The organism is Pseudarthrobacter sp. L1SW (genome assembly GCF_020809045.1).
GTDB lineage: Bacteria > Actinomycetota > Actinomycetes > Actinomycetales > Micrococcaceae > Arthrobacter.
Genome location: NZ_CP078079.1, coordinates 688515 through 709435 on the forward strand (window position 1 = coordinate 688515; position 20921 = coordinate 709435).

General features: G+C 66.5%; 20 protein-coding genes, 1 tRNA gene and 1 riboswitch. Of the genes, 9 read left to right on the forward strand and 12 right to left on the reverse strand.

Annotation, left to right across the window (positions count from 1 at the left end; translation table 11 throughout):
• The first annotated feature begins 121 nt into the window (after window positions 1–121).
• From KTR40_RS03315 to KTR40_RS03325, 3 genes are read left to right on the forward strand one after another with little or no spacing between them, the layout of a single operon-like run.
• Complete coding sequence (locus KTR40_RS03315; protein ID WP_228405267.1) at window positions 122–1180, forward strand: zinc-binding alcohol dehydrogenase; 1059 nt, start codon at window positions 122–124, stop codon at window positions 1178–1180.
• A 3-nt stretch (window positions 1181–1183) separates the two neighbouring features.
• Entirely contained in the window at window positions 1184–1585 is a 402-nt protein-coding gene (locus KTR40_RS03320; RefSeq protein WP_228405268.1) for a 6-carboxytetrahydropterin synthase, read from the forward strand.
• Window positions 1586–1589: 4 nt separating this feature from the next.
• Window positions 1590–2822 carry a glycosyltransferase family 4 protein gene (locus KTR40_RS03325; protein ID WP_228405269.1) on the forward strand — a complete coding sequence of 411 codons (1233 nt, stop codon included), beginning with the start codon at window positions 1590–1592 and terminating at the stop codon, window positions 2820–2822.
• Here KTR40_RS03325 and KTR40_RS03330 read toward each other — a convergent pair.
• A complete protein-coding gene (locus KTR40_RS03330) occupies window positions 2819–3325 on the reverse strand; it encodes a nucleoside deaminase (RefSeq protein WP_139027996.1) in 507 nt (168 codons plus the stop codon). The two genes, KTR40_RS03325 and KTR40_RS03330, sit on opposite strands and share 4 nt — an antisense overlap.
• A gap of 82 nt (window positions 3326–3407) precedes the next feature.
• Between KTR40_RS03330 and KTR40_RS03335 the strand changes: the two genes are divergently transcribed.
• From KTR40_RS03335 to KTR40_RS03345, 3 genes are read left to right on the forward strand one after another with little or no spacing between them, the layout of a single operon-like run.
• Window positions 3408–4193 carry a phosphatase PAP2 family protein gene (locus KTR40_RS03335; protein WP_139028077.1) on the forward strand — a complete coding sequence of 262 codons (786 nt, stop codon included), beginning with the start codon at window positions 3408–3410 and terminating at the stop codon, window positions 4191–4193.
• Window positions 4194–4205: 12 nt separating this feature from the next.
• On the forward strand, window positions 4206–4841 hold the full coding sequence (upp, locus tag KTR40_RS03340) for a uracil phosphoribosyltransferase (protein ID WP_013599856.1): 636 nt from the start codon (window positions 4206–4208) through the stop codon (window positions 4839–4841).
• Window positions 4842–4887: 46 nt separating this feature from the next.
• The gene (locus tag KTR40_RS03345; protein ID WP_228405270.1) at window positions 4888–5292 is read left to right on the forward strand and encodes a glyoxalase superfamily protein; all 405 of its coding nucleotides are present in this window, start codon (window positions 4888–4890) and stop codon (window positions 5290–5292) included.
• Here the strand turns inward: KTR40_RS03345 and KTR40_RS03350 are convergent.
• From KTR40_RS03350 to KTR40_RS03360, 3 genes are all read right to left on the reverse strand, one after another.
• Window positions 5289–6002 carry a hypothetical protein gene (locus KTR40_RS03350; RefSeq protein ID WP_228405271.1) on the reverse strand — a complete coding sequence of 238 codons (714 nt, stop codon included), beginning with the start codon at window positions 6000–6002 and terminating at the stop codon, window positions 5289–5291. The two genes, KTR40_RS03345 and KTR40_RS03350, sit on opposite strands and share 4 nt — an antisense overlap.
• Window positions 6003–6007: 5 nt before the next feature.
• Window positions 6008–6168, reverse strand: a riboswitch (cyclic di-AMP (ydaO/yuaA leader).
• A 95-nt stretch (window positions 6169–6263) separates the two neighbouring features.
• Complete coding sequence (locus KTR40_RS03355; protein ID WP_228405272.1) at window positions 6264–7787, reverse strand: HAMP domain-containing sensor histidine kinase; 1524 nt, start codon at window positions 7785–7787, stop codon at window positions 6264–6266.
• Between the two features lie 7 nt (window positions 7788–7794).
• Entirely contained in the window at window positions 7795–8535 is a 741-nt protein-coding gene (locus KTR40_RS03360) for a response regulator transcription factor (protein ID WP_228405273.1), read from the reverse strand.
• 725 nt (window positions 8536–9260) lie between these two features.
• Here KTR40_RS03360 and KTR40_RS03365 point away from each other — a divergent pair.
• A complete protein-coding gene (locus tag KTR40_RS03365) occupies window positions 9261–10127 on the forward strand; it encodes a winged helix-turn-helix domain-containing protein (RefSeq protein ID WP_139028000.1) in 867 nt (288 codons plus the stop codon).
• A gap of 344 nt (window positions 10128–10471) precedes the next feature.
• On the forward strand, window positions 10472–10999 hold the full coding sequence (locus KTR40_RS03370) for a histidine phosphatase family protein (RefSeq protein ID WP_139028001.1): 528 nt from the start codon (window positions 10472–10474) through the stop codon (window positions 10997–10999).
• 30 nt (window positions 11000–11029) lie between these two features.
• Here the strand turns inward: KTR40_RS03370 and KTR40_RS03375 are convergent, their stop codons facing one another.
• From KTR40_RS03375 to KTR40_RS03400, 6 genes are all read right to left on the reverse strand, one after another.
• The gene (locus KTR40_RS03375) at window positions 11030–11851 is read right to left on the reverse strand and encodes a hypothetical protein (RefSeq protein WP_228405274.1); all 822 of its coding nucleotides are present in this window, start codon (window positions 11849–11851) and stop codon (window positions 11030–11032) included.
• An 8-nt stretch (window positions 11852–11859) separates the two neighbouring features.
• Window positions 11860–12543 (reverse strand): TetR/AcrR family transcriptional regulator, encoded by a 684-nt coding sequence (locus KTR40_RS03380; protein WP_228405275.1) that lies wholly within the window; start codon window positions 12541–12543, stop codon window positions 11860–11862.
• Window positions 12540–14576, reverse strand: a complete 2037-nt coding sequence (locus tag KTR40_RS03385) for a YhgE/Pip domain-containing protein (RefSeq protein ID WP_228405276.1) — start codon at window positions 14574–14576, stop codon at window positions 12540–12542. Before KTR40_RS03385 ends, KTR40_RS03380 begins: the two co-directional genes overlap by 4 nt.
• Window positions 14573–15262, reverse strand: a complete 690-nt coding sequence (locus KTR40_RS03390) for an ABC transporter ATP-binding protein (protein ID WP_228405277.1) — start codon at window positions 15260–15262, stop codon at window positions 14573–14575. Before KTR40_RS03390 ends, KTR40_RS03385 begins: the two co-directional genes overlap by 4 nt.
• A 78-nt stretch (window positions 15263–15340) precedes the next feature.
• Window positions 15341–16792: an NAD(P)/FAD-dependent oxidoreductase gene (locus KTR40_RS03395; protein WP_370633186.1), complete on the reverse strand. Its 1452-nt coding sequence runs from the start codon at window positions 16790–16792 to the stop codon at window positions 15341–15343.
• Between the two features lie 83 nt (window positions 16793–16875).
• Window positions 16876–16952 (reverse strand) — tRNA-Arg (locus KTR40_RS03400).
• Window positions 16953–17229: 277 nt separating this feature from the next.
• Here KTR40_RS03400 and KTR40_RS03405 point away from each other — a divergent pair.
• Window positions 17230–19065 (forward strand): phosphoenolpyruvate carboxykinase (GTP), encoded by a 1836-nt coding sequence (locus KTR40_RS03405; RefSeq protein ID WP_139028006.1) that lies wholly within the window; start codon window positions 17230–17232, stop codon window positions 19063–19065.
• Window positions 19066–19154: 89 nt separating this feature from the next.
• Here KTR40_RS03405 and KTR40_RS03410 read toward each other — a convergent pair whose 3' ends face one another.
• Window positions 19155–20315 carry a globin domain-containing protein gene (locus tag KTR40_RS03410; RefSeq protein ID WP_228405279.1) on the reverse strand — a complete coding sequence of 387 codons (1161 nt, stop codon included), beginning with the start codon at window positions 20313–20315 and terminating at the stop codon, window positions 19155–19157.
• A 141-nt stretch (window positions 20316–20456) separates the two neighbouring features.
• Complete coding sequence (locus KTR40_RS03415) at window positions 20457–20906, reverse strand: Rrf2 family transcriptional regulator (protein ID WP_228405280.1); 450 nt, start codon at window positions 20904–20906, stop codon at window positions 20457–20459.
• Window positions 20907–20921 lie beyond the last annotated feature (15 nt).

Genomic DNA, 20921 nt, shown 5'->3' on the forward strand with positions numbered 1-20921 from the left:
TGATCGTGATGATCGCGGCGGCCCGGAGTGCGTCTCCCGTCAGGGAGGAAGGGACGGAACCGGGGGTATGCCGCCGTCGAACTTTCCACCACGCACGGGGCCCGCTAGATTCATCAGCAAGATGACTAATCAATCCAGTCCCATGCACGCAACCGCCTACTGGACCACCGCCAAGGAGCACGGGGAGCTTCGTCCCGAGGAGCTGCCGGCCCGCGGGCCGGACGAGGCCCTGGTCCGCGCCCTGTATTCGGGCATCAGCAAGGGCACGGAAATGGTGGTCCACGCAGGCGCTGTTCCGCCCCGGGTTGCCGAGGAGATGCGGGCGCCCCACCAGGAGGGACACTTCCCCGGGCCGGTGAAGTTCGGGTACCTGTCCGTGGGGGTGGTGGAGGAGGGGCCGGAAAGCTGGGTCGGGAAGCGCGTCTTCTGCCTGAATCCCCACCAGGACCTCTACGTGGTGCCGGTCAGTTCACTGACGAAAATCCCTGACGACGTCCCCTCCCGCCGGGCGGTGCTCACCGGGACGGTGGAAACCGCGGTCAACGCATTGTGGGAAGCGGGTCCGCGCCTTGGTGACCGGATTGCAGTGGTGGGAGCGGGCCTTGTGGGCGGCATGGTTGCCACCCTGCTGAGGACCTTCCCATTGCAACGGCTGCAGCTGGTGGACCTGGATCCGGGCCGGAAGCGCCTGGCGGATTCCCTGGGCGTGGACTTTGCCCACCCGGATGACGCCCTGGCCGACTGCGACATCGTCTTCCACTGCTCTGCATCCCAGGAAGGCCTTGAGCGGAGCCTGCAGCTCGTGGGCGACGAGGGGGACGTCATCGAGATGTCCTGGTACGCCAACCGGGAGGTGACCCTGCCGCTGGGGGAGGACTTCCATGCCCGGCGGCTATCCATCAGGGCCAGCCAGGTAGGTGTGGTGGCACGCGCCCGCCGGCACCGCCGGACCAGCGCCGACCGCCTGGACCTCGCCGTCTCGCTGCTGAAGGACCCCGTCTTCGACACCTTCCTCACCGGTACCTCGCCGTTCGCCGAGTTGCCTGACACCGTGCAGGACCTCGCCCACGGGAACCTTGAGGCCTTGTGCCACGTGATTGAGTACCCCCACGACGAAGACCGCCGAAACAAAGACGCCCAGAACGAAGATTCCCGCCAGACCCGAGAAGACCAGAGGTAGCCCATGTTCAGCCTGACCGTCCGCCGCCACTTCATGATCGCCCACAGCCTTCCCCGTGAGGCGTTCGGGCCCGCCCAGGCACTGCATGGGGCAACCTTTGTGGCCGAGGTGTCCTTCCGCCGTCGGACGCTTAACGATGACGCGATCGTGCTGGACATCGGCGCCGCCGGCACCTTGATCGAGGAGGTGCTGGCAGGCCTGAACTACCGCAACCTGGACGAGCACCCGGACTTCACGGGCAAACTCAGCACCACCGAGGCGCTGGCCGAGTACATTGCCCAGTCCGTTGCGGACAAGCTGAAGAATGACGACGACGGCGGGCAGCTTGCGGGCATCGACGTCACCCTGCGCGAGAACCCGGACGCCTGGGCCACCTATTCGCTGGACCTGCTGCCGGCAGCCTGATCCAGTGCCCCGCATCCGACTGCTGGTCCCCGGCAACATCCACCACCATTCCGGCGGCAACGTCTACAACGCGCGGCTGGTGCAGGGCCTGGAGGCTTTGGGGACAGAAGTCGAAGTGATCGCAGTGGACGGCGCCTGGCCGGAAGCCAGTGCACACGCGCGGCGCCGGCTGGGCAGCCTCCTCGGCGCCTGGGAACAGGACGCGGGACTGCAGGGCGCGGGCAAGCAGGACGCGGAACAGCAGGCGGCAGGACTGCAAGCGGCAAGCCAGCAGGGCACAAGCCAGCACGGCGCGGGCCAGCAAGCGGCAAGCCAGCAGGGCACAAGCCAGCAGGGCACAAGCCAGCACGGCGCGGGCCAGCAGGGTGCACGGCCGCAGGGCATCGTGACGCTGGTGGACGGGCTGATCGCCATGGGTGCGCCGGATGAGCTGGAGTTCGCGGCCAAAGCCGGCCGGGAAACCTGGGTGCTGGTCCACATGCCGGCCCCCGCCCGCCACGGGCTCGAGGCGAGGTCCCTGCGCGCCGCCGCCGGGGTGCTGTGCACCAGCACCTGGGCCAGGGATGTCCTGGCGGCGCGCCACGCCCTTCGCGGGCTCAAGGTTGCCCTTCCCGGCACCGATCCGGCGCCCTTGGCCGGAGGATCCGCGCCGCCCCACATCGTCACCGTCGCCGCACTCCTGCCCAACAAGGACCAGTTGCTTGTGGTTGAGGCGCTGGGCCTGCTGCAGGACCTCGACTGGACGGCATCGCTGGTGGGATCGGACCAGGCAGACGGCGGGTACACCGGCAAGGTTCGCGCCGCCGTTCATGCGAACGGGCTGGACGGGCGGATCCAGCTCACCGGCGAGCTGACCGGCCAGCCGCTGGAAAGCGCATGGCAGCGGGCGGATCTCAGCCTGCTGGTCTCCCGCGCTGAGGCTTTCGGCATGGTGGTCACTGAGTCGCTCGCCCGGGGTATCCCCGTTATCGTGCGCGACGGAACGGGCGCGGTTGAAGCCTTGCGCCTCGGCGCGCCGGGAACGGACGACGACGGCGGCTCGCTTCCAGGAGCGAAGGTTGCGTTCCCCGCCGATGATGACCCTGCCAACCCCGCCCTGCTTGCCCAGGTCCTCCGCAGCTGGCTGGAGGACCCCGCAACCAGGGCTTCCTGGCGGGAGAGGGCGGTTCAGGCCAGGAACAGGCTGCCGGGCTGGGACCGCACAGCGGCCGTGGTGCTGGACGCCATCCGGAATTAGAGCCGCGTACGGTGCCCGGCGAAGAACTCACGCAGCAGTCCGGCGCATTCCGCCTCGCGCACGCCGGGGTAGACCTCAACCCAATGGTTCAGGCGGCGCTCGCGGAGCACGTCGAACACGGATCCGGCCGCCCCCGCCTTCTCATCCCACGCCCCGAAGACCACGCGGGGAATCCGGGCCAGGACAACGGCGCCGGCGCACATGGCACAGGGCTCAAGGGTTACCACCAGGGTGCAATCGGCAAGCCGCCAGCCGTCCCCGGTTCCGCCGTCGAGCAGTGAAAGCTGGCGCAGCCGGTCCGCCGCCTCGCGGATAGCAACCATTTCGGCATGGGCAGTGGGATCGCCCAGCTCCTCCCGCTGGTTCCGCCCGGAACCCAGCACGGCGCCGTCGGGACCCAGCACCACCGCACCAATCGGCACATCCTCCGTGGCGAGGGCGCGGCGGGCCTCAGCCAGGGCAAGGCCCATCCACGCGTCGAATTTTTTATCTGCGGAGACCATGGCTCAATGATAGTTTCGTGGGATAACCAAAGCCCGTGACGCCCAGCCGCCGGGAGGCACAGTGAGCACCGTCCGAGACCGCATGGACAAGTGGATCAAGCCCTACGCCGCCTTGTGGCTGACCATGATCATTGGGGGAACACTGGTGGTCGCCCTGGCCCTGCTCGGCGCCGAGGTGTACGCGAACGTGGTGGACGAGGAAGGGCTGGCGAGCCTCGATATTCCTGCACTGGAATACTCCCAATCGCTGCGGAACCCGGACGTGGATGCCTTCGCCACGGGCTTTACCAACGTGGGCGGCGGGATCGGGATGCCCATTCTTGCCAGCATCCTCACCGCGTGGCTGACATTCCTGAGCAGGACCTGGCGGCCCATCGTCCTGGTGGGCGGTGCTGCCCTCGTTTCCACAACGGCCACCACCCTGGGCAAGCGCCTGGTGGGCAGGGCGCGGCCGGACCATTCGGAGGCTGTGCCGCCCTATGAAACCACACCGTCCTTCCCCAGCGGACACACCCTGAACACAACGGTGGTGATCGGGGTCCTGGTCTACCTGATGTGCCTTCAGTTCCGGATCCTCTGGGCCAGGATCGCCGCGATCACGGCCGGCGCCATCTTTATCATCGCCATGGGCCTGAGCAGGGTTTTCCTGGGACACCACTGGCTGACCGATGTAATGGCCGGCTGGTTCCTTGGCCTCGCCTGGGTGTGCATGGTGATCCTGGCCCACCGGTTGTTCCACCTGATACGGCGCCGCGAGCACGCAGGCCCTGCGCCCACGTTTGAACGCCCCGTGGTGCGGGATGTAGTGGCCGACGCGGTGCACCATGACGGGCGGCACACCGACCGGGGCGAGGGTAATGCCGGGTGATAGTTTTGACCCATGCGCACTCTCGTTGTTGACCACCCGCTGGTCGCCCATAAGCTCACCGTCCTCCGGGACAAAAACACCCCGTCCCCGGTTTTCCGGCAGCTGACGGAGGAGCTGGTGACCCTCCTCGCCTACGAGGCCACCCGAGAGGTCCGCACCGAGCCCGTCACCATCGAAACCCCCGTCAGCACCACCGTGGGCACGGCGTTCACCAAACCCACTCCACTGGTGGTCCCCATCCTTCGTGCGGGACTGGGCATGCTGGAGGGCATGACCAAGCTGGTCCCAACCGCTGAAGTGGGCTTCCTGGGCATGGCCCGTGACGAGGAAACCCTGGACATCATCACCTACGCCGAGCGCCTCCCCGAGGATCTCACCGACCGGCAGATCTTCGTGCTGGATCCCATGCTTGCCACCGGCGGAACACTGCGCGAAGCCATCAAGTTCCTGTTCAAGCGCGGCGCCTCCGATGTCACGTGCATCTGCCTGCTCGCCGCGCCGGAAGGCCTGGCCAAGCTGGAGGAAGAACTCTCCGGCGCAAACGTCACTATTGTCCTGGCGTCCATCGACGAGAAGCTCAACGAAAAGTCCTACATCGTCCCCGGCCTCGGCGACGCCGGCGACCGGCTGTACGGCATCGCAGGCTAGGACTCAAGCCTTTCCCGCTTCCCAACACAAGGCTTAGCCTGTGCGCATGGACTGGAAACTGGAACTCGTTTTTGTGCCCGTGTCCGATGTGGACCGCGCCAAAGACTTCTACGTCAACAAAGTGGGCTTCAACGCAGATTTCGACGAGCGGCCCAGCGACTCCATCAGGTTCGTGCAGCTGACCCCGCCAGGGTCTGCCTGCTCCATCTGCATTGGGGAAGGGCTCACGGATGCGCCTCCCGGCACAGGCTCAAACCTGCAGCTCGTGGTCAATGACATCCAGGCCGCCCATGCGCAGCTGAAGGCCAACGGGGTGGAGGTCAGCGATGTGGACGTGCAGGACTGGGGCCATTTTGTGTACTTCGCCGACCCTGACGGGAACCGGTGGGCGGTCCAGTACATCCCGGGCCGGGACGTACTGGACCGCGAGGGGCAAGCTGCCTCGGTTTAGTACCAGTTATTGGCGTAGTGGAAGTTCAGTGCTCCACACGGGGACTGGTAGCGCTCCTGGATGTAGTCCAGGCCCCAGTTGATCTGCGTGCGGTAGTTGGTGAGGTAGTCGGCGCCGGCGCTGGCCATCTTCTCAGCCGGCAGGGACTGGACGATGCCGTAGGCGCCGCTGCTCGGGTTGGTGGCCGTGGTGGTCCAGTCCGATTCCTTGGTCCACAGGGTCTGCAGGCACTGCATCTGGTCTGGTGCCCAGCCATAGGAAGCCAGCTGACCGGCAGCGTACGCTTGGGCGCCTGCGGGATCGTTAACCGCGACGACGGGTGCGGGCTCGGGTGCCGGTTCGGGCGCCGGGGCAGGTGCCGGCTCGGGCGCAGGAGCTGGCGCGGGTTCCGCGGCCGGGGCTGGAGCCGGTTCGGCGGCCTGCGGGACAACGTTGATCGGCTCTGCCGGGGCGGCAGGCGCGGGGTTGGCACGGATTTCGCTCTGCTCCATGCTCAGCTTCGACTGGGCCTCCGAGGCCTGCGCTTCAGTGGCGGCCACGCGGGCGCTGGTGTCAGTGGCCTGGCCCGCGGCGCCGACTCCAACGAGGAGGGCGCAGGACGCTGCCAGGATCGCGGCGCGCTGGCCGAAGGACGGGATTTTGCCTGCTGCGCGCGGAGCGCTGGCGTCGGAGCCTGAAAGCGGGCGTGGTTTTACAAGGAACTTTGACATGATGGATCGCCTCTCACACCTGCGGAGTTAGCTGTCGGGTTCGGATGAGGGCATCCGGCCGCACGGATAAAACACGTGCAGGCTTAACCCCAAGGGCATTGAGTGCCCGGGACGGTGGGTCCCCCGCCTCTGCCGTTGCTCAAGAGGAATCCGGGAAGTGGCAGAGCTTGGCGTCAACCCGGGATATGCGGTCCGATCGCGGAACGCACCCTATCGACGGTACAGGAGTGCAGGACAAAAGTCACATTTTGGTAACGGGGATCACGACGAGGGCGCGTCGCCTTGCGCCATTCCGCGGAACAAGGGCAGCTGCAAGGTGAACTGCGTGTGGCCCGGTTGCGACGTTACCGTTACCCGTCCGCCGTGGGCCTCGACGATGGACTCGACGATGGACAACCCCAGGCCGCTGGTTCCCTCAGCGGCGAGGGCAACGTTGGCGGTGCCCGCGCGGGCCGCGTCTACGCGGGCAAACCGCGCGAAGACGTGGTCCACGAACTCAGGCGGAATGCCGCCGCCGTCGTCCGTTACCGTCACCACCGCGGCGCCCTCCGGCGTTTTCCCCACGCCCGTGACCACCGTGGTGCCGGGAGGGGTGTGCTTGCGGGCGTTGGAGAGCAGGTTCATCAACACCTGCCGCAGCTGGGATGGATCCCCCTTGACCACCACCGGCTCGTCGGGAAGCTCCAGGCGCCAGGTGTGCCCGGGAGCCATGACTTTTTCGTCGCTGACGCCTTCCACCACCAGCTGGGTCAGGTCCACCTCGCTGAGCTTCAGCGGCTGGCCTTCATCAAGCCGCGCGAGCAGCAGGAGATCCTCCACCAAGGCGGTCATCCGTTCCGACTGGCTTTGGACCCGCGCCAGCGACTTCTCCCCGTCCGCAGTAAGGTTTTCCGTCATCCTCATCAGCTCGGTGTAGCCGCGGATTGCGGTCAGCGGCGTGCGCAGCTCATGGGAAGCGTCAGCCACGAACTGCCGCACCTTGGTTTCGCTCTTCTGCCGCGCCTGCAACGCATTGGCAACGTTGTCCAGCATGAGGTTCAGTGCGTGCCCCACGCTGCCCACCTCAGTTCCGGGATTGGAGTTCGACGGCGGTACGCGTACAGCAAGTGCTACCTCACCGGCATCCAGCGGCAACTGTGAAACGCGCGTGGCCACCTCGGAGAGCTGCTCAAGGGGCTTCATAGTGCGGCGGATCAGGACCGTGCCCGCGAGCCCGATCAGGAGCAACCCGCCCAGCGAGACAACCACGAAGGTCCAGACCAGGGACGTGAGCGTGCTCTCCTTGGCCGCCAGGGGAAGCCCGGTGACCAGGACGTCGCCGAAACTGGTTTTGACCGCGACCAGCCGGTAGTCGCCGTTTGAAAGCGTGCGGTCAACAGGCCGGGCGTCGGTGGCCAATGCCAGCAGGACCTGCTTGTCCTCCGTGGACAGCGCGGAGCGGGTGGTATCCGCTGCGAGGAAGCCAGCGCTGTTGACCTGGCCGTTGAGGATACGGGCGTTCAGCGTTCCCACGCTTTGGCCGCGGGAATCCAGGGGGTCCCTGCCATTGAAGCCGCCGGACGGAGGGCGGCCGGGATCGTTGGAGCGGGCTGCGGCCTGGCCCAGCTGCTCGTCCAGCTGGCGCGTGAGGAAAGCGTCCATGGAGGCATAGCTCACCACGCCCACTGCACCGCAGATGGCGACCAGCAGCGCCATGGCCAGGAGGATGAGCCGGGTCCGCAGATGCCAGGTGTTGGGCCTGAGCCAGCTCCGGCGCTGCGGCTCCGCCGTCTGCACGGAGGTCATGGCGCGCCTACTCCGCCGGTTTGATGACGTACCCGGCGCCCCGCACGGTGTGGATCATGGGCGGGTGCACGGCATCCAATTTCTTGCGCAGGTAGGAAATGTAGAGCTCCACGATGTTTGCCTGTCCGCCGAAGTCGTAATTCCACACCCGGTCCAGGATCTGGGCCTTGCTGATGACGCGCTTGGGGTTTTCCATGAGGTAGCGCAGCAGCTCGAACTGGGTGGCCGTCAACTGGAGCTCCTCGCCCGCGCGGGTCACCTCCCGGGTGTCGACGTTGAGCACAAGGTCTCCCACCACCAGTTCGGCAGTGTCCATGGCGGCAACGCCGGACCGCTGGACCAGCCGGTGCAGCCGCAGCAGGACTTCCTCCATGCTGAACGGCTTGGTGACATAGTCGTCCCCGCCGGCAGCCAGGCCCACGATCCTGTCCTGGACGGCATCCTTGGCAGTCAGGAAGAGCGCGGGGACCTCGGGCGCGAAGGCGCGGATCCGGCCCAGGACCTCGACGCCGTCGAACCCCGGAATCATGACGTCCAGGACCAGGACGTCGGGGCGGAAGTCCTTGGCCAGCTTCACCGCTGCGGGACCATCGGCGGCAACCGCCACTGACCAGCCCGCCATGCGCAGGCCCATGCTCATGAGTTCAGAGAGGCTGGGTTCGTCATCCACCACCAGCGCCCTGATGGGGGAACCGCCCGGATGGGTGAGCTTGGGGAGGTTGTTTGTCATGGAGTGCGAAGTGGCCATGGAACAACTCTCCGATCATTGGTTTAAGCCCGGCTATGGCGTTCCTGTGCCCAAGCTGTGAATCCCAGCCTAGCGAGCTGAACGTCCGCAGCGGCCGGTACCGCGGTGCTGCTGCCTTGTTTCGGCTGCCACCTTGCTGCCGCCTTGCTGCCGCTGCCGAATTGCCCGCCAGGCATTTGCAGACCCCTGCCGCCGGCTTCTGCTGCCCGTCCGTGGAAATTTTCTTGTCCGGAATTGGAGGCGGCTGGACACGCCAGCGGCGCGGTGAGTGGGATTTCCCTATCAGTCCGGGTGTTGAATATGTGGACGCCTGAGCGCTGTTCCGTCGAATATCATTCTGCAGTCCGGCCATGTTGGCGGCTGGTAACGGATAACAAGCGTTATTTTTGCGGCTATGCCAGAATCGTGATCTGCGGCACATTAGCCCAATTCGTCTCATAATGCGGACGATCCGGTCCATTGTTACTTGCAAGTTGTCATTGTTACGCTGCACACTTCCAATGTGAACAAGAACTCAACAGCACCTGCAGCCGCAGAATATTGGCCCAGCACATCCGCTGCTGCCGACATGCGCTGTTGTCGAATGCACGCCTGACCTTCCCACCCTCCGAAGTTCTTAGGCATTCGCCCCCAGCCCAGCGTCGGGCGCCCCTCCCCAGTTCGCATTGCGGGGAAACCCAGCATTCGGGCCGTGATGACGGCCATTCACATTGAGGTAAGCAAACATGACAGTTGCATCCGGATACGTCCACATCTCCGTCCGTAACGCCGCCAAGGCGGGCCAGGCCTCCGGCCTCCGCCCCGGTTTCGGCCCCCGCCCTGCCCTTGCTCCCTCTGCTTCCGGAAGCAGCTTTCCTGCCCAGGGCTACGCGCCCCAGGGCTTCAACCCCAATTCCTACGGGCAGCTCCGCGCCGTCCAGCCGGCGGAGGCTGCACCGATGACGGCCCCCACCCCCGTAGTGGCCGGCCCGGCTGCCGTCCGTCCTGTCGCCAATGACAACGTTGCCCGCGGATTCGTCCTCTACATGGGCATCGACGAGGAAACCGCGGCAGCCGCCGGGACATCCATCGCCAAGCTGGCCCAGGAGATCCGTGCCTACGCCCAGTCGCTGGTGTCCGGAGCCGAAAGCTACGCAGCCGTCGCAGTGGCTCCCGCAGGCACCCCCGGTTCCGCGCTCGACGTCGTCCGTTCCACGTTCGGTGACCCCACCGTCAACACCCGCCCGCGCACTGAGGCCGCGCGTCCCGCGCAGGCCCAGGAGCCACGCCCGTCCGGTGTCCTGATCGACCTCGCCCGCCGCGAAGTCCACCTGGACGGCGAGTCGCTCAACCTGACGTTCAAGGAGTTCGAACTCCTGAACTACCTGGTGGAGAACGGCACCCGCACCGTGGGCCGCGACGAGCTCCTGGAAGGCCTGTGGCGCAACGCCGAAGAGGTCCCCAACGAGCGCACCATCGACGTCCACATCCGCCGGCTGCGCTCCAAGCTGGGCCGCCTCGCCAATACCGTACGCACGGTCCGCGGCCAGGGATACCGGTTCTACGAGCACCCCGAAGTTGTGGTCTGGGCCGCTCCGGAATACTCGATCTAACTCACTTTCGCGCGAAGGCGACCTGCTCCTGCCGGGCTGGTCGCCTTCGCTCTCGCGAGGCATCCTTCGGCGCCTGCGCTCGTGCCTCACGCAACAACGGCGCTTTCAGGACGCCTCGCTGCGCTACGGCGACCGGCATGACCCAGGCACCACCTGTTGCGCGTCCCGGCCTCTCCAGGCACTGGGCCTCCGCGGCTGGTGGGGCTCGCGTCACTGTGGGCACGCTTTTGAGCTCTGCTTTGGTGGCGAGGCCTGAGTTTCCGCCGTGTGTCTTCCCGGGCGAGGCTGAAAGCGTGCCCTGCGTGACGCTGCTTCTGGCTGGTCCCTCCCGCTAGGCTTGGGGCATGAGTGGGCACCATCTTCGACGGCTTGTGATCATGCGCCATGCCAAGGCCGACTGGCCTGGCGGGGTGGCCGATCACGAGCGCCCGCTGGAGGAGCGGGGCCACCGGGAGGCACCCCTGGCCGGCCGCTGGCTGCTCAAGCACAACATCGTCCCGGACTTCATCCTCTGCTCCAGCGCACTGCGGACCCGGCAGACCTGTACCTGGGTGTGTTCCGAACTCGGAGACAAGGCGCCCACCCCCAAGCTTGAGGACGGGCTGTACGCTGCCTCGGCACTCCGGATGCTCACGGTGATCAACCACGTTCCGGATACCGTGACCACACTGATGGTGATTTCGCACCTGCCGGGCGTCCAGGATCTGGCAATGCACCTGGCCTCGCGGGATTCGGACCACGACGCCTACATGGACGCCGCCACCAGGTACCCCACGAATGCCCTCACCGTCCTGGAAACGGAGAAATCCTGGGCGGAGCTGGACGGACAGGACGCGCGCATCACCAGGTTCAAGGTTCCCCGGGCCCACTAGCTGCCCCCAGTCCGGAGGGGACGGGCGGGGTCACCGGCGCTGTGTGGGTTTGGCTCCGGTTTTCGACGGCGGTGTCCTGGCAGGGGAGGCGGACGACGACGGCCGGTTGGCTGGCGTGGAGGGCACCCGGGCAGGTGCGCGGAGGCCCCCGGTTCCCTCGCCGCGGGTCCGCGGCGTCGCCTGCGGGGCCGGCTTGCGCTGCCCCGAGGCCGTTGCCGTTGCTGTTGCCGTGGCCGCGGGCCTGCCGGCCGCCGTCGTCCGTCCCTTGACGGAAGTGCCGCGGCCTGCCGTGCCCCTGCCGGCCGTACTCTTTCCACCAGCGGTGCCCCGTCCAGCGGTGCCCCGTCCAGTGGTACCCCGTCCAGCCGCGCCCCGTACGGCCCTGCCCCGTCCGGCCCTGCCCCGTCCGGCCGTGCCCCGTCCGGCCGTGCCCCGTCCGGCCGTGTCCTTCCGCGACAGCGGCTGCAGCCGACGCCCGCGGGGCCAGGCAGCGCCCAGGAACAGCACGAGCAGGGTCACCAGGCCTGCGGCGGCAGCACCGAAAAAGTAGTTGTCGGGGTCGTGGGTAGGCAGCGGCGTTCCGATGAATGAGGACTCGCCTGCGAACGCCAGTTCCCACGTGCTGACGAAGGCGAGGGAAAAACCGATGGTGAGGCTGGTGCCCGCGCCGGCTGCCAGCAGGGCCAGGCGCCGGCCCCGGTTCAGGATCTCCATGATGCATGCCAGGCATGCCAGCGCCAGGACGCCGAGGAACGCCACGAACACTGGTTCGGCGAGCGTCATCCCGGTCAGCACCAGCAGGCCGGCCGCAACAACACCGGCAACAACCGCAAACTTTCCGCTCTTCCCCATGCGTCCCATCATCCCTGAGCCGGGGGTTGCTTCAGCACGTAGCCGCGCATGATGGCCATGATTGCTGCAACGCTTTGGTCACGCGTCCGCTCGGGGTGGTACGTCTGCCGGTCCAGTCCCACCACGAAGCAGGCCCCGAAGATGGCGGTTTCCAGGCTGCCCCGGGAAATCGAGGAGTCCACGGGGTATGCCTGCGCTACCTTCTCCACCGCCTCCCCGATCACAGCGAGCAGTTCGCCGCGCAGGACCGCGAACGTGCCCTGCCACTCGCTGGGGATGCGCCAGTTTTCGCTGACCCAGAGGCGCGCGAAGGACGGGTATTCGGCCATGAAGTCCAGGGCCTGGCCGATCATTGCCTCCATGGCCAGCAGCGGGTCACTGGCCTGAACGCCTCCGGCCCCGTCCAGGCTTTTTGGCCGGTCAGCTCCTTGTTCCGGTGTTCCCATCAGGCGGGCCTTCAGGATGTCCACCCCATGCCGCAGCAGCTGCGCGATGAGCTCTGATTTGCTGCCGAAGTTGTAGTAGACGGTCCCCTTGGAGACGCCTGCCGCAGCGGCGATCTCATCAACCGTGACGCCCGCGGCACCCCGCTCGCCGATGAGCTCCATGGACGCGTCGAAGAGTTTCTGGCGCGTGGCGGTAGTCCGGGCTGGGCGGAGGCTTTTCGCTGCCCTGGATGGCTCCATGGTCATACTGCAATCTCAGGCTTCAGCGTCTTCAGGGTCCAGTACTTGTTCCTGCGCACGGCGAGCGTGGACAGTGCAGCACCGAGCGCGGTATAGCCCACCAGGCCCAGGACTGTGGGCGCGATCATGGACAGGTCCCCGCCATAGACCAGGTGCCGCATTCCGGTCACTACATAGCCCATGGGCAGGACTTCATGCACCACGTGGAGCGGCTGCGGAGTGGTTTGCCAGGGGAAGGTCCCGCCGGAAGACACCAACTGCAGGACCAGCAGGACGAGCACCACGAGTTTCCCGGGCGATCCGAGCAACGCCACAACGCCCTGGATGATGGCACTGAACGCCATCGCCGCGGCGAGCATCAGCAGCCACATCAGGACCGGATGGGCGGGATTGAGCCCCAGTGCAAGGTTAACCACCAGGGTAAGGAGGGTTGCCTGGACCACAGAGACGGCAAGGAACGGCAGCCAGCCGCCCAGCGCGATTTTCCAGGACGCCGCATTGGACGCCAGCGCCCGCTGGGTGATGGGGCGCATGGCCTGGACCAGCATGAAGATGCCGATCCACAGCGCGAGGGTGAGGAAGAACGGCGCAAGCCCGGCGCCGTACGATTCGGCCTTGGCCTGTGAGACGTTGCTGACCGCCACCGGGTCTGCCATGACCCGGGAGAGGTTGCTCTTTTGGGTGTCGTCCGGGTTGGGCACCTGCCCTGCGCCCTTGCCGAGTTCGTCCGCCAGCCTGCGGGAGCCGTCCGCGGCCGTACCGGCGCCCTCCTCCAGGCGGGCTGCCCCGGCGTCCACCCTGCTTGCTCCCTCGGCGAGCCGGCCGGCGCCGTCGAGCGCGGCCTGCTCTCCGGTGGCCAGCGCGGCAGCCCCCGTGTGCAGCTGGTCAGCGCCTGACGAAGCCTGCGAGACGGCGTCCCTCAGCGCGGGCGTGCCTGCGGCGAGCTGCGCCGCGCCGGCACTGACGGACTCTGCACCGCTGGCCAGTTGCTGGATTTGTGCGGCGTCTGCCTGGATCCCCGTTTTGGCTGCGGCCATGGGGCTGGAGCTTGCTGTGGCGTCGAAGTCGGCCAGAATGCTGTCCGCCTGCTCCTGCGTGAGGACGCCGGCCGCCATGAGCCTGCTGTTTGATTCGACCACCCGTGTCCGGAGCCCTTGGTCTGCGGCCTCCAGCTGGGTTGCAACGTCCTGCACCTTGGCGTTCAGCTGCGCGTTGCCCGCCGCCACCTGGGCCGCCCCGGCAGCGAGGGTACGGGAATCGGCGGGCAGGGTGGACGTCTTGTCCTTGAGTGTGGAGAGCCCGCTGCTGAGCTGGCCCGCACCGTCGGTCAGCTGGTTGGCGCCGTCGCGCAGCTTGGCTTGCCCGGCGTAAAGCTCGCCGGCACCGGTGGCCAGCCCGGATGTGCCCTCACGGAGTGAGGCGGCTCCGTCGCGAAGCCGTGCCGCGCCGTCCGCCAACCCGCTGGCGCCGTCGGCCGCCTTGACCATCTGCGTGTGGATGGTGCCGAAGCCGGTGAGCAGTTGGTTGGCTGTTTCCTCGCCCACCTCCGTGGCGACCGTGCTGTGGACGGCGGTGGTGAGCTTATCCACGATGGTGCCTAGGAGGTAGTTGTTGGCATCGTTGGTGGTGACGTTCAGCATTGCCTGGTTGGCGGAGTCAAAGCTGCCCGGGGACACCAGGTTGGCGGAAAAGTCCCGGGGGATTTTCAAGGCGAACGCGTATTCGCCGCTGCTGACCCCCTGGTCCGCCTCTTCCGTGCTGGCTACGGGTATCCAGTGGAACAGGTTACCGTCCACCAGGCTGTCCGCCACCTTCGCTCCCGCCTCAAGCTGCCGGCCGTCGCTGGCCGGGGCGCCGGCGTCCTCCACAACCAGGGCAGCGTCGATGTGGTCGAGGTTGCCATAGGGGTCCCAGTTTGCGTAAAGGTACACTGCGCCGTACAGCAGCGGGACCATGGTCAGCGCCAGGATGGTCAGTTTCGGCAGCAGCCCGCCGGTCATCCGCTTCAGTTCGGAGCGGGCCAGCCGCAGTACAGTCACTTGGCAACCTCTGTTTCGAGTTCAGCAGTTTCGGCGGCGGCGTGCCCCGTGGCTGCGTCCACGGTGGCGGCGTTGCCTATGGCGGCGCTGGGTCCGTTCCACGACGGCGGGAGCGCACCAACCGTCGCGACGACGGCGAGCGGCCGCCCGCCGTCGGACGCCAGGCGCTGCAGCCGCGGCAGCCAGTGGGACTCGTCCGCACTGTGACGGTCAGGGGAATCGACCACCAGCAGGTCCGTGCTCGGATTGGCCAGCGCGAGCGCGATCAGGAGCTCGAGCCGGCGGCCGGGATCCAGTTGCTCGGTCCAGAGGCCCGCGATGTCCTCGAAGCTGTTCACCTTCAGCCACGGGCTGCTCAGCAGGGCGCCCCGGTAGCGGCGCGGGATGAGGGCCAGGTCCTCGGTCACCAGGTCCCGGACACTAAGGTGCTGCTCGGGCTCGTTAACGCCGGGGGAGTCCACCAGGGCACTCGCCAGGCGGCGCGGTTTGATCCGCTCGCTGCCGTCCCAGCTGACGTGGCCACCGCTTGCCTTCATCCGGCCGCTGAGGACCAGTGCGAGCGTTGTGCGTTGGTCCTGCCGTTCGCCGGTGGCAAGGAGGAGTTCGCCGCGGTTCACGTGGAGGGAAGTTGCCGGGAGCAGGGGATCCCTGCGCCCTTTGGCAGAGAGCAGCTGTGCTGAGAGCAAGGGTGGCCTTTCGCAGAATGCGTCCCTCCAAGCCTAACCGAACTGACCGGTCAGTTCAAATAAGCGCGCTCACCGATCCTACAGGCCGTATTTTTCAAGGAGGCGCAGCCATACCTCGCTAATGGTGGGGTAGGAGGGCACCGCGTGCCATAGGCGGTCCAGCGGCACCCCGCCCACCACGGCGATCGTTGCTGCGTGCAGGAGCTCGGAGACGTCCGGTCCGGCGAACGTGGCGCCCAGCAGTACCTGGCGCTCCTCGTCGACCACCAGCTGCGCCCAGCCCTCGTAGTTCTCCGAATGCAGCGAAGATCCCGCAACCTGGATGGGAAGTTCCACCGATGAGGCGTTGTAGCCGTCCTCGCGGGCACTTTCCAGGGTGCGGCCAACGGTTGCCAATTCCGGATCGGTAAACACGACGTTGGGCACGGCATGCTGGTTTGCGGTCTGTGAATAGCGGCTCCAGTCCGCTGGCCGGCCGGTCAGTTCGCCCTTTGCCCGGGCCGCGATGGCGTCGCCCGTCGCCCGGGCCTCGTATTTTCCCTGGTGCGTCAACAGATTCTTGCCGGCGGCGTCACCCACGGCGTACAGCCACGGTTCGTCGCCCGAAACGCCCTCCACCAGACCGGACGTGTCCGTGCTGAGGGCCAGGTGCCCGCTGCCGTCCGGTTCGATGCCGACACTTTCCAGTCCCAATCCTTCCAGGGCGGGGTGGCGTCCAACGGCCACCAGGACCTTATCTGCGATGACCGTTGACCCGTCGGCCAGCTGCAGGCTGAAGGTGCCGTCATCGTTCCCGCTGATTCCCTGCGTCCCGGTGTTGAGCCGGATGTCCACTCCGTCCGCGCGCAGGCCGGCGGCCACCAGGCGGGCTGCCTCTTCCGGATAATTCCGCAGCAGCCTGCTGCGCGCCACCAGCGTCACGGCGGATCCGAGGCGGGCGTATGCCTGGGCCAGTTCGGTTCCCGCAACGCCGCCACCCAGGACAGCGAGCCGCTCCGGAATCTCGCTGGCGGAGGTGGCCTCGCGGGTTCCCCAGACCTGCAGGTCCTCCAGTCCCTCGATAGGGGGAGTGTTCGGCACTGAACCCGTAGCCAGCACCACCGCGTGGCGCGCCGCCAGTTGGTGGGAGGTGCCGTCCAACCCCGCAACCTGGACTGTCTTGGGGGCCGTCAGCCAGGCGTGGCCCCTGATGAGGTCGATGCCGGAATCCTTGACCCAGGCAACCTGGCTGTCATCCTGCCAGTTGGACGTGAAATAGTCCCTGCGCTTCAGCACTGCCGCGGCATCCAGGGTCCGTGTGACGGCTTCCTTTGCGCCCGGCGTCGTTTGCGCAGCGTGCAGCGCGGTCCCGGGGCGAAGCAGCGCTTTTGACGGCATGCAGGCCCAGTAGGAGCACTCGCCGCCCACCAGTTCCGCCTCCACCAGCACCACGGAGAGGCCACCCTGGGCGGCGCGGTCCGCGACGTTTTCCCCCACGGCGCCGGCGCCGATCACCACAACGTCAAATTCCTGCTTCACAGGCTTGGGCATCATGGGGACAGCCTACGCCGGGGACGATTCGGAAGTGGGCCCAACGCAAAAGGTCCGCACCGGCGAACCGGTGCGGACCTTCTTGGTGCGCCCAAAGGGATTCGAACCCCTGACCTTCTGTTCCGTAGACAGACGCTCTATCCAGCTGAGCTATGGGCGCATTCTGTGTTCCTGGAGAAGAACCGCTCTCCCTGAACCTCGAATTACTTTACGCGAGGGTTGGCTGGGATGCCAAATCGTAGCGCGTGTAATCTCCGCTACTAGACCGGTATAGGTGACCTTTGTCACTTAATCGTAGAATTTCAGCCTGAAGTTCCTTGATTTCCCGCGGAATTCTATTTCTGTGACCTCTGACGGTCAGCATACGTCCAAAAAACTCCAGTGGTCCGGACCATAGCATTTAGCACACACCGATGAACCCGAGGAAGGGAACCGCAATGGGCGATCTGGCGCAGAAGCCGCTGCTTGAGAAAGCACCCACCACACATGCCGGTCTGCTGGCATGGGTCGAAGAGGTTGCAGAGCTAACGCAGCCGGACAGCATCTACTGGGTGGACGGGTCCGAAGAGGAAAACACCCGGCTGACCGATGAGCTGGTGGCCGCCGGAACCCTGACCCGGCTGAACCAGGACCTGTTTCCGAACTCCTTCGCAGCCTTCTCCGACCCCGCAGACGTAGCCCGCGTGGAGGAGCAGACCTTCATCTGCTCGGAAAACAAGCGCGATGCCGGGTTCACCAACAACTGGATGGCTCCCGCGGAGATGAAGGAAAAGCTGCGCGGGCTGTTCGCCGGTTCCATGCGCGGCCGCACCATGTACGTCATCCCCTTCGTCATGGGCCACCTTGACGCTGAGGACCCCAAATTCGGCGTCGAGATTACGGACAGCGCCTACGTTGTTGCCTCCATGCGCATCATGGCCAACATCGGCACCCGGGTGCTGGACAAGATCACCGAGACCAACGCGTTCTTTGTCCCGGCCCTGCATTCCCTGGGAGCCCCGCTGGAACCCGGCCAGGCCGACGTCGCATGGCCCTGCAACCCGGACAAGTGGATTGTCCACTTCCCCGAGGAGCGGTCCATCTGGTCCTTCGGCTCCGGCTACGGCGGAAACGCCCTCCTGGGCAAGAAGTGCTACGCCCTCCGCATCGCCTCCGTGATGGCCCGCGACGAAGGGTGGCTGGCTGAGCACATGCTCATCCTCAAGCTCACCTCGCCGGAGAAGAAGTCGTACTACCTGTCAGCGGCCTTCCCGTCCGCCTGCGGTAAGACCAACCTTGCCCTGCTGGACCCCACCATTGAAGGCTGGGAAGTCGAGACCCTCGGCGATGACATCACCTGGATGCGGATCGGCAAGGAAGGCGAACTGCGCGCCACCAACCCCGAGGCCGGCCTGTTCGGTGTAGCCCCGGGCACCGGCTGGGGCACCAACCCCAATGCCATGCGCGCCATCGCCAAGGGCCACAGCATCTTCACCAACGTGGCACTGACTGACGACGGCGGTGTCTGGTGGGAGGGCATGACGGACGAGGTGCCGGCGCACCTGACCGACTGGGAGGGGAACTCCTGGACCCCGGATTCGGACAAGCCTGCCGCCCACCCGAACTCACGGTTCTGCACGCCGATCTCCCAGATCGACATGCTGGCCGAGGAATACTACAGCCCCGAAGGCGTGGAGCTTTCCGCCATCCTCTTTGGCGGCCGCCGCAAGACCACGGTTCCCCTGGTGACCCAGGCCCGCAGCTGGACCAACGGCATCTTCATGGGATCCACGCTCTCCTCCGAGACCACTGCCGCCGCAGCCGGCCAGGTGGGTAGGCTCCGCCGCGATCCCATGGCCATGCTCCCGTTCATCGGCTACGACGCCGGCGACTACCTCAAGCACTGGATCAGTGTTTCCGGCAAGGCCAACCCCGAGCGGCTGCCCCACATCTTCCTGGTGAACTGGTTCCGCCGCACGGCCGACGGCGGGTTCGCCTGGCCGGGCTTCGGTGACAACGCCCGTGTCCTCAAGTGGGCCATCGAGCGCATCGAGGGCAAGGCCGGTGCCGTGGAGACGCCCATCGGTTACGTGCCCGCCGGCGACTCGCTGGACCTGACCGGCCTGGACCTCACCCACGCACACGTGGAGGAAGCTGTCCGCGTGGACCGGGAGGAATGGGACGCCGAGCTGGCTTCCATCGAGGACTGGTACGCACAGTTCGGCGATTCCCTCCCCGACGCGTTGCGTGCCGAGCTTGAAGCCCTGAAGGAACGCATGGCTGACCACAGCTAAGCAGCACGCAACAAACAGGCATAACGACGGCGGCGCCGCACCTTTCCAGGAAAGGTGCGGCGCCGCCGTCGTTCTCCCATCGGACTTGTTCAGCTGGCCAGCCAGATGTCCGGGCCGAACACTTCGTAGTGGATCCGGGTGGCCGGGATGCCGGCGTTGATCGCTTCATTGCGGATGTTCTTCATGAACGGCAGCGGGCCGCACAGGTACAGGGAAGCGTCAGCCGGAAGATCCACCTCGCGCAGGGACATGAAGCCTTCCTTGGCTCCAGCCACTGGCTGTTCAAGCCACAGCTGCAGCTCCGCACCGTCCAGGCGTTCGACGTCGTCCGTCATCTGGCTGCGGAGTGCCCAGCTGTCCAGCGTGCTTTCCGCATGAAGCACCAGGACCTGGCGGTCGGAGCCGGACTCGGCCAGGGACCGGAGGATGGACGCGGTGGGGGTGCAGCCGATGCCCGCGGAGGCCAGGACCACCGGCCCGTCGCCGTCCTTGAGGGTGATCTCGCCGTACGGATTGGAGATCTCCACGATGTCACCCACCTGGACGCTGTTGTGGAGCACGGGGGAGACCTCGCCGCCGTCGTCAAGCTTGGTGGTGAAGCTGCGGCTGGTGCCGGCCTCGCCGGAGAGCGAGTACTGGCGCACCTGGCGAAGGCCTTCCGGCAGGGCCACCTTGACGCTGATGTACTGGCCGGGCAGGGCCGGGGTGACGGGCGTGTCGTCGGCGGGTTCGAGGGTGAAGGTCATGGAGCCGGCTCCTGCGGGAGTCTTGGCGGCCACCCGCCACGGCATCCACATCCTGTCGTTGGCCTGCGCTGCGTAGAGGCCCTTCTCCAGCTTGATCAGCGCATCGGCCATCAGCCAGTACACCTCGGTCCAGGCCTCGGCGATTTCCGGTGTGATGACCTCGGCAAGGTCCTCGGCGATGGCGGCGAAGAGGTGCTCGTACACCACCTGGTACTGCGGTTCCGTGATGCCCAGGGAAGCGTGCCGGTGGGCGATGCGGGACAGGACGGTCTCGGGGAGGGTGCCCGGATTGTTGACCAGGTGGGTTGCGAAGGCCGCGATGCTGCCTGCCAGTGCCTGCTGCTGGTTGCCGGAACGCTGGTTGGACCGGCTGAACAGGCCGTCCAGGAGTTCGGGGTGCGCGGCGAACAGGCGGGCGTAGAAGTTGGGGGTGATGGCGCCGATCCGGGAGCCCACCAGGGGGAGGGTCGCTTCAATGACGGGGCGGGATTTTTCCGAGAGCATGGGAACTCCTGAGGTAGCGGCCGGGGCCTTCGTCCGGCCTTCGCGAATACCTGCATGTCAAATGCAGGTTTTCATACCCAATTTCTACATCTTGTAGAAGATGGAAGCAAATCGCCCTGTAATACGGGCTTGGCGGGGCTGTCAGATCCCGGGACGGAGCCCGATCATGCTGAAGACCGGAGCCATTTGGCGCGAAACCGGGAGGTCGGCAATGGTGATGGAATCGAGTTCCAGGTAGAACGCCTCACGTGCCCGGGACAGCGCGGAACGGAGCCTGCACTCGTTGATCAGGGGGCAGTTCCCGCCCGGAGCCACGCATTCTGCAGCATCGGTCCGGGTGTCGAGCTGCCGCAGGACCTGCCCCACGGTGGCATTGCGGCCGGCGTGGCTGAGGCGGGAACCGCCGCTACGGCCGCGGACCACCTCGATGTATCCGAGGGTGCGCAGCTTCGCCATCGCCTTGCTGACGTGGTTGTAGGGCGTCCCGACGGAGTCGGCGATGTTCTGCGTGGTCAGCAGGGTGCCGGCAGGGGCTGCCGCGAGCACCATGAGGGCCCGCAGGCTGACGTCGGCGAAGGCGTTGATCTTCATGCGGGCGCCGCCGGT

What these genes read in the sequence shown, in the direction of transcription:
- KTR40_RS03415 (WP_228405280.1), bottom strand. Translation starts at nt 20,906, where the DNA reads ATGAAGATCAACGCCTTCGCCGACGTCAGCCTGCGGGCCCTCATGGTG.
- KTR40_RS03335 (WP_139028077.1), top strand. Translation starts at nt 3,408, where the DNA reads ATGGACAAGTGGATCAAGCCCTACGCCGCCTTGTGGCTGACCATGATC.
- KTR40_RS03380 (WP_228405275.1), bottom strand. Translation starts at nt 12,543, where the DNA reads ATGACCATGGAGCCATCCAGGGCAGCGAAAAGCCTCCGCCCAGCCCGG.
- KTR40_RS03320 (WP_228405268.1), top strand. Translation starts at nt 1,184, where the DNA reads ATGTTCAGCCTGACCGTCCGCCGCCACTTCATGATCGCCCACAGCCTT.
- KTR40_RS03395 (WP_370633186.1), bottom strand. Translation starts at nt 16,792, where the DNA reads ATGCCCAAGCCTGTGAAGCAGGAATTTGACGTTGTGGTGATCGGCGCC.
- KTR40_RS03360 (WP_228405273.1), bottom strand. Translation starts at nt 8,535, where the DNA reads ATGGCCACTTCGCACTCCATGACAAACAACCTCCCCAAGCTCACCCAT.
- KTR40_RS03410 (WP_228405279.1), bottom strand. Translation starts at nt 20,315, where the DNA reads ATGCTCTCGGAAAAATCCCGCCCCGTCATTGAAGCGACCCTCCCCCTG.
- upp (WP_013599856.1), top strand. Translation starts at nt 4,206, where the DNA reads ATGCGCACTCTCGTTGTTGACCACCCGCTGGTCGCCCATAAGCTCACC.
- KTR40_RS03315 (WP_228405267.1), top strand. Translation starts at nt 122, where the DNA reads ATGACTAATCAATCCAGTCCCATGCACGCAACCGCCTACTGGACCACC.
- KTR40_RS03350 (WP_228405271.1), bottom strand. Translation starts at nt 6,002, where the DNA reads ATGTCAAAGTTCCTTGTAAAACCACGCCCGCTTTCAGGCTCCGACGCC.
- KTR40_RS03330 (WP_139027996.1), bottom strand. Translation starts at nt 3,325, where the DNA reads ATGGTCTCCGCAGATAAAAAATTCGACGCGTGGATGGGCCTTGCCCTG.
- KTR40_RS03345 (WP_228405270.1), top strand. Translation starts at nt 4,888, where the DNA reads ATGGACTGGAAACTGGAACTCGTTTTTGTGCCCGTGTCCGATGTGGAC.
- KTR40_RS03405 (WP_139028006.1), top strand. Translation starts at nt 17,230, where the DNA reads ATGGGCGATCTGGCGCAGAAGCCGCTGCTTGAGAAAGCACCCACCACA.
- KTR40_RS03375 (WP_228405274.1), bottom strand. Translation starts at nt 11,851, where the DNA reads ATGGGGAAGAGCGGAAAGTTTGCGGTTGTTGCCGGTGTTGTTGCGGCC.
- KTR40_RS03355 (WP_228405272.1), bottom strand. Translation starts at nt 7,787, where the DNA reads ATGACCTCCGTGCAGACGGCGGAGCCGCAGCGCCGGAGCTGGCTCAGG.
- KTR40_RS03370 (WP_139028001.1), top strand. Translation starts at nt 10,472, where the DNA reads ATGAGTGGGCACCATCTTCGACGGCTTGTGATCATGCGCCATGCCAAG.
- KTR40_RS03365 (WP_139028000.1), top strand. Translation starts at nt 9,261, where the DNA reads ATGACAGTTGCATCCGGATACGTCCACATCTCCGTCCGTAACGCCGCC.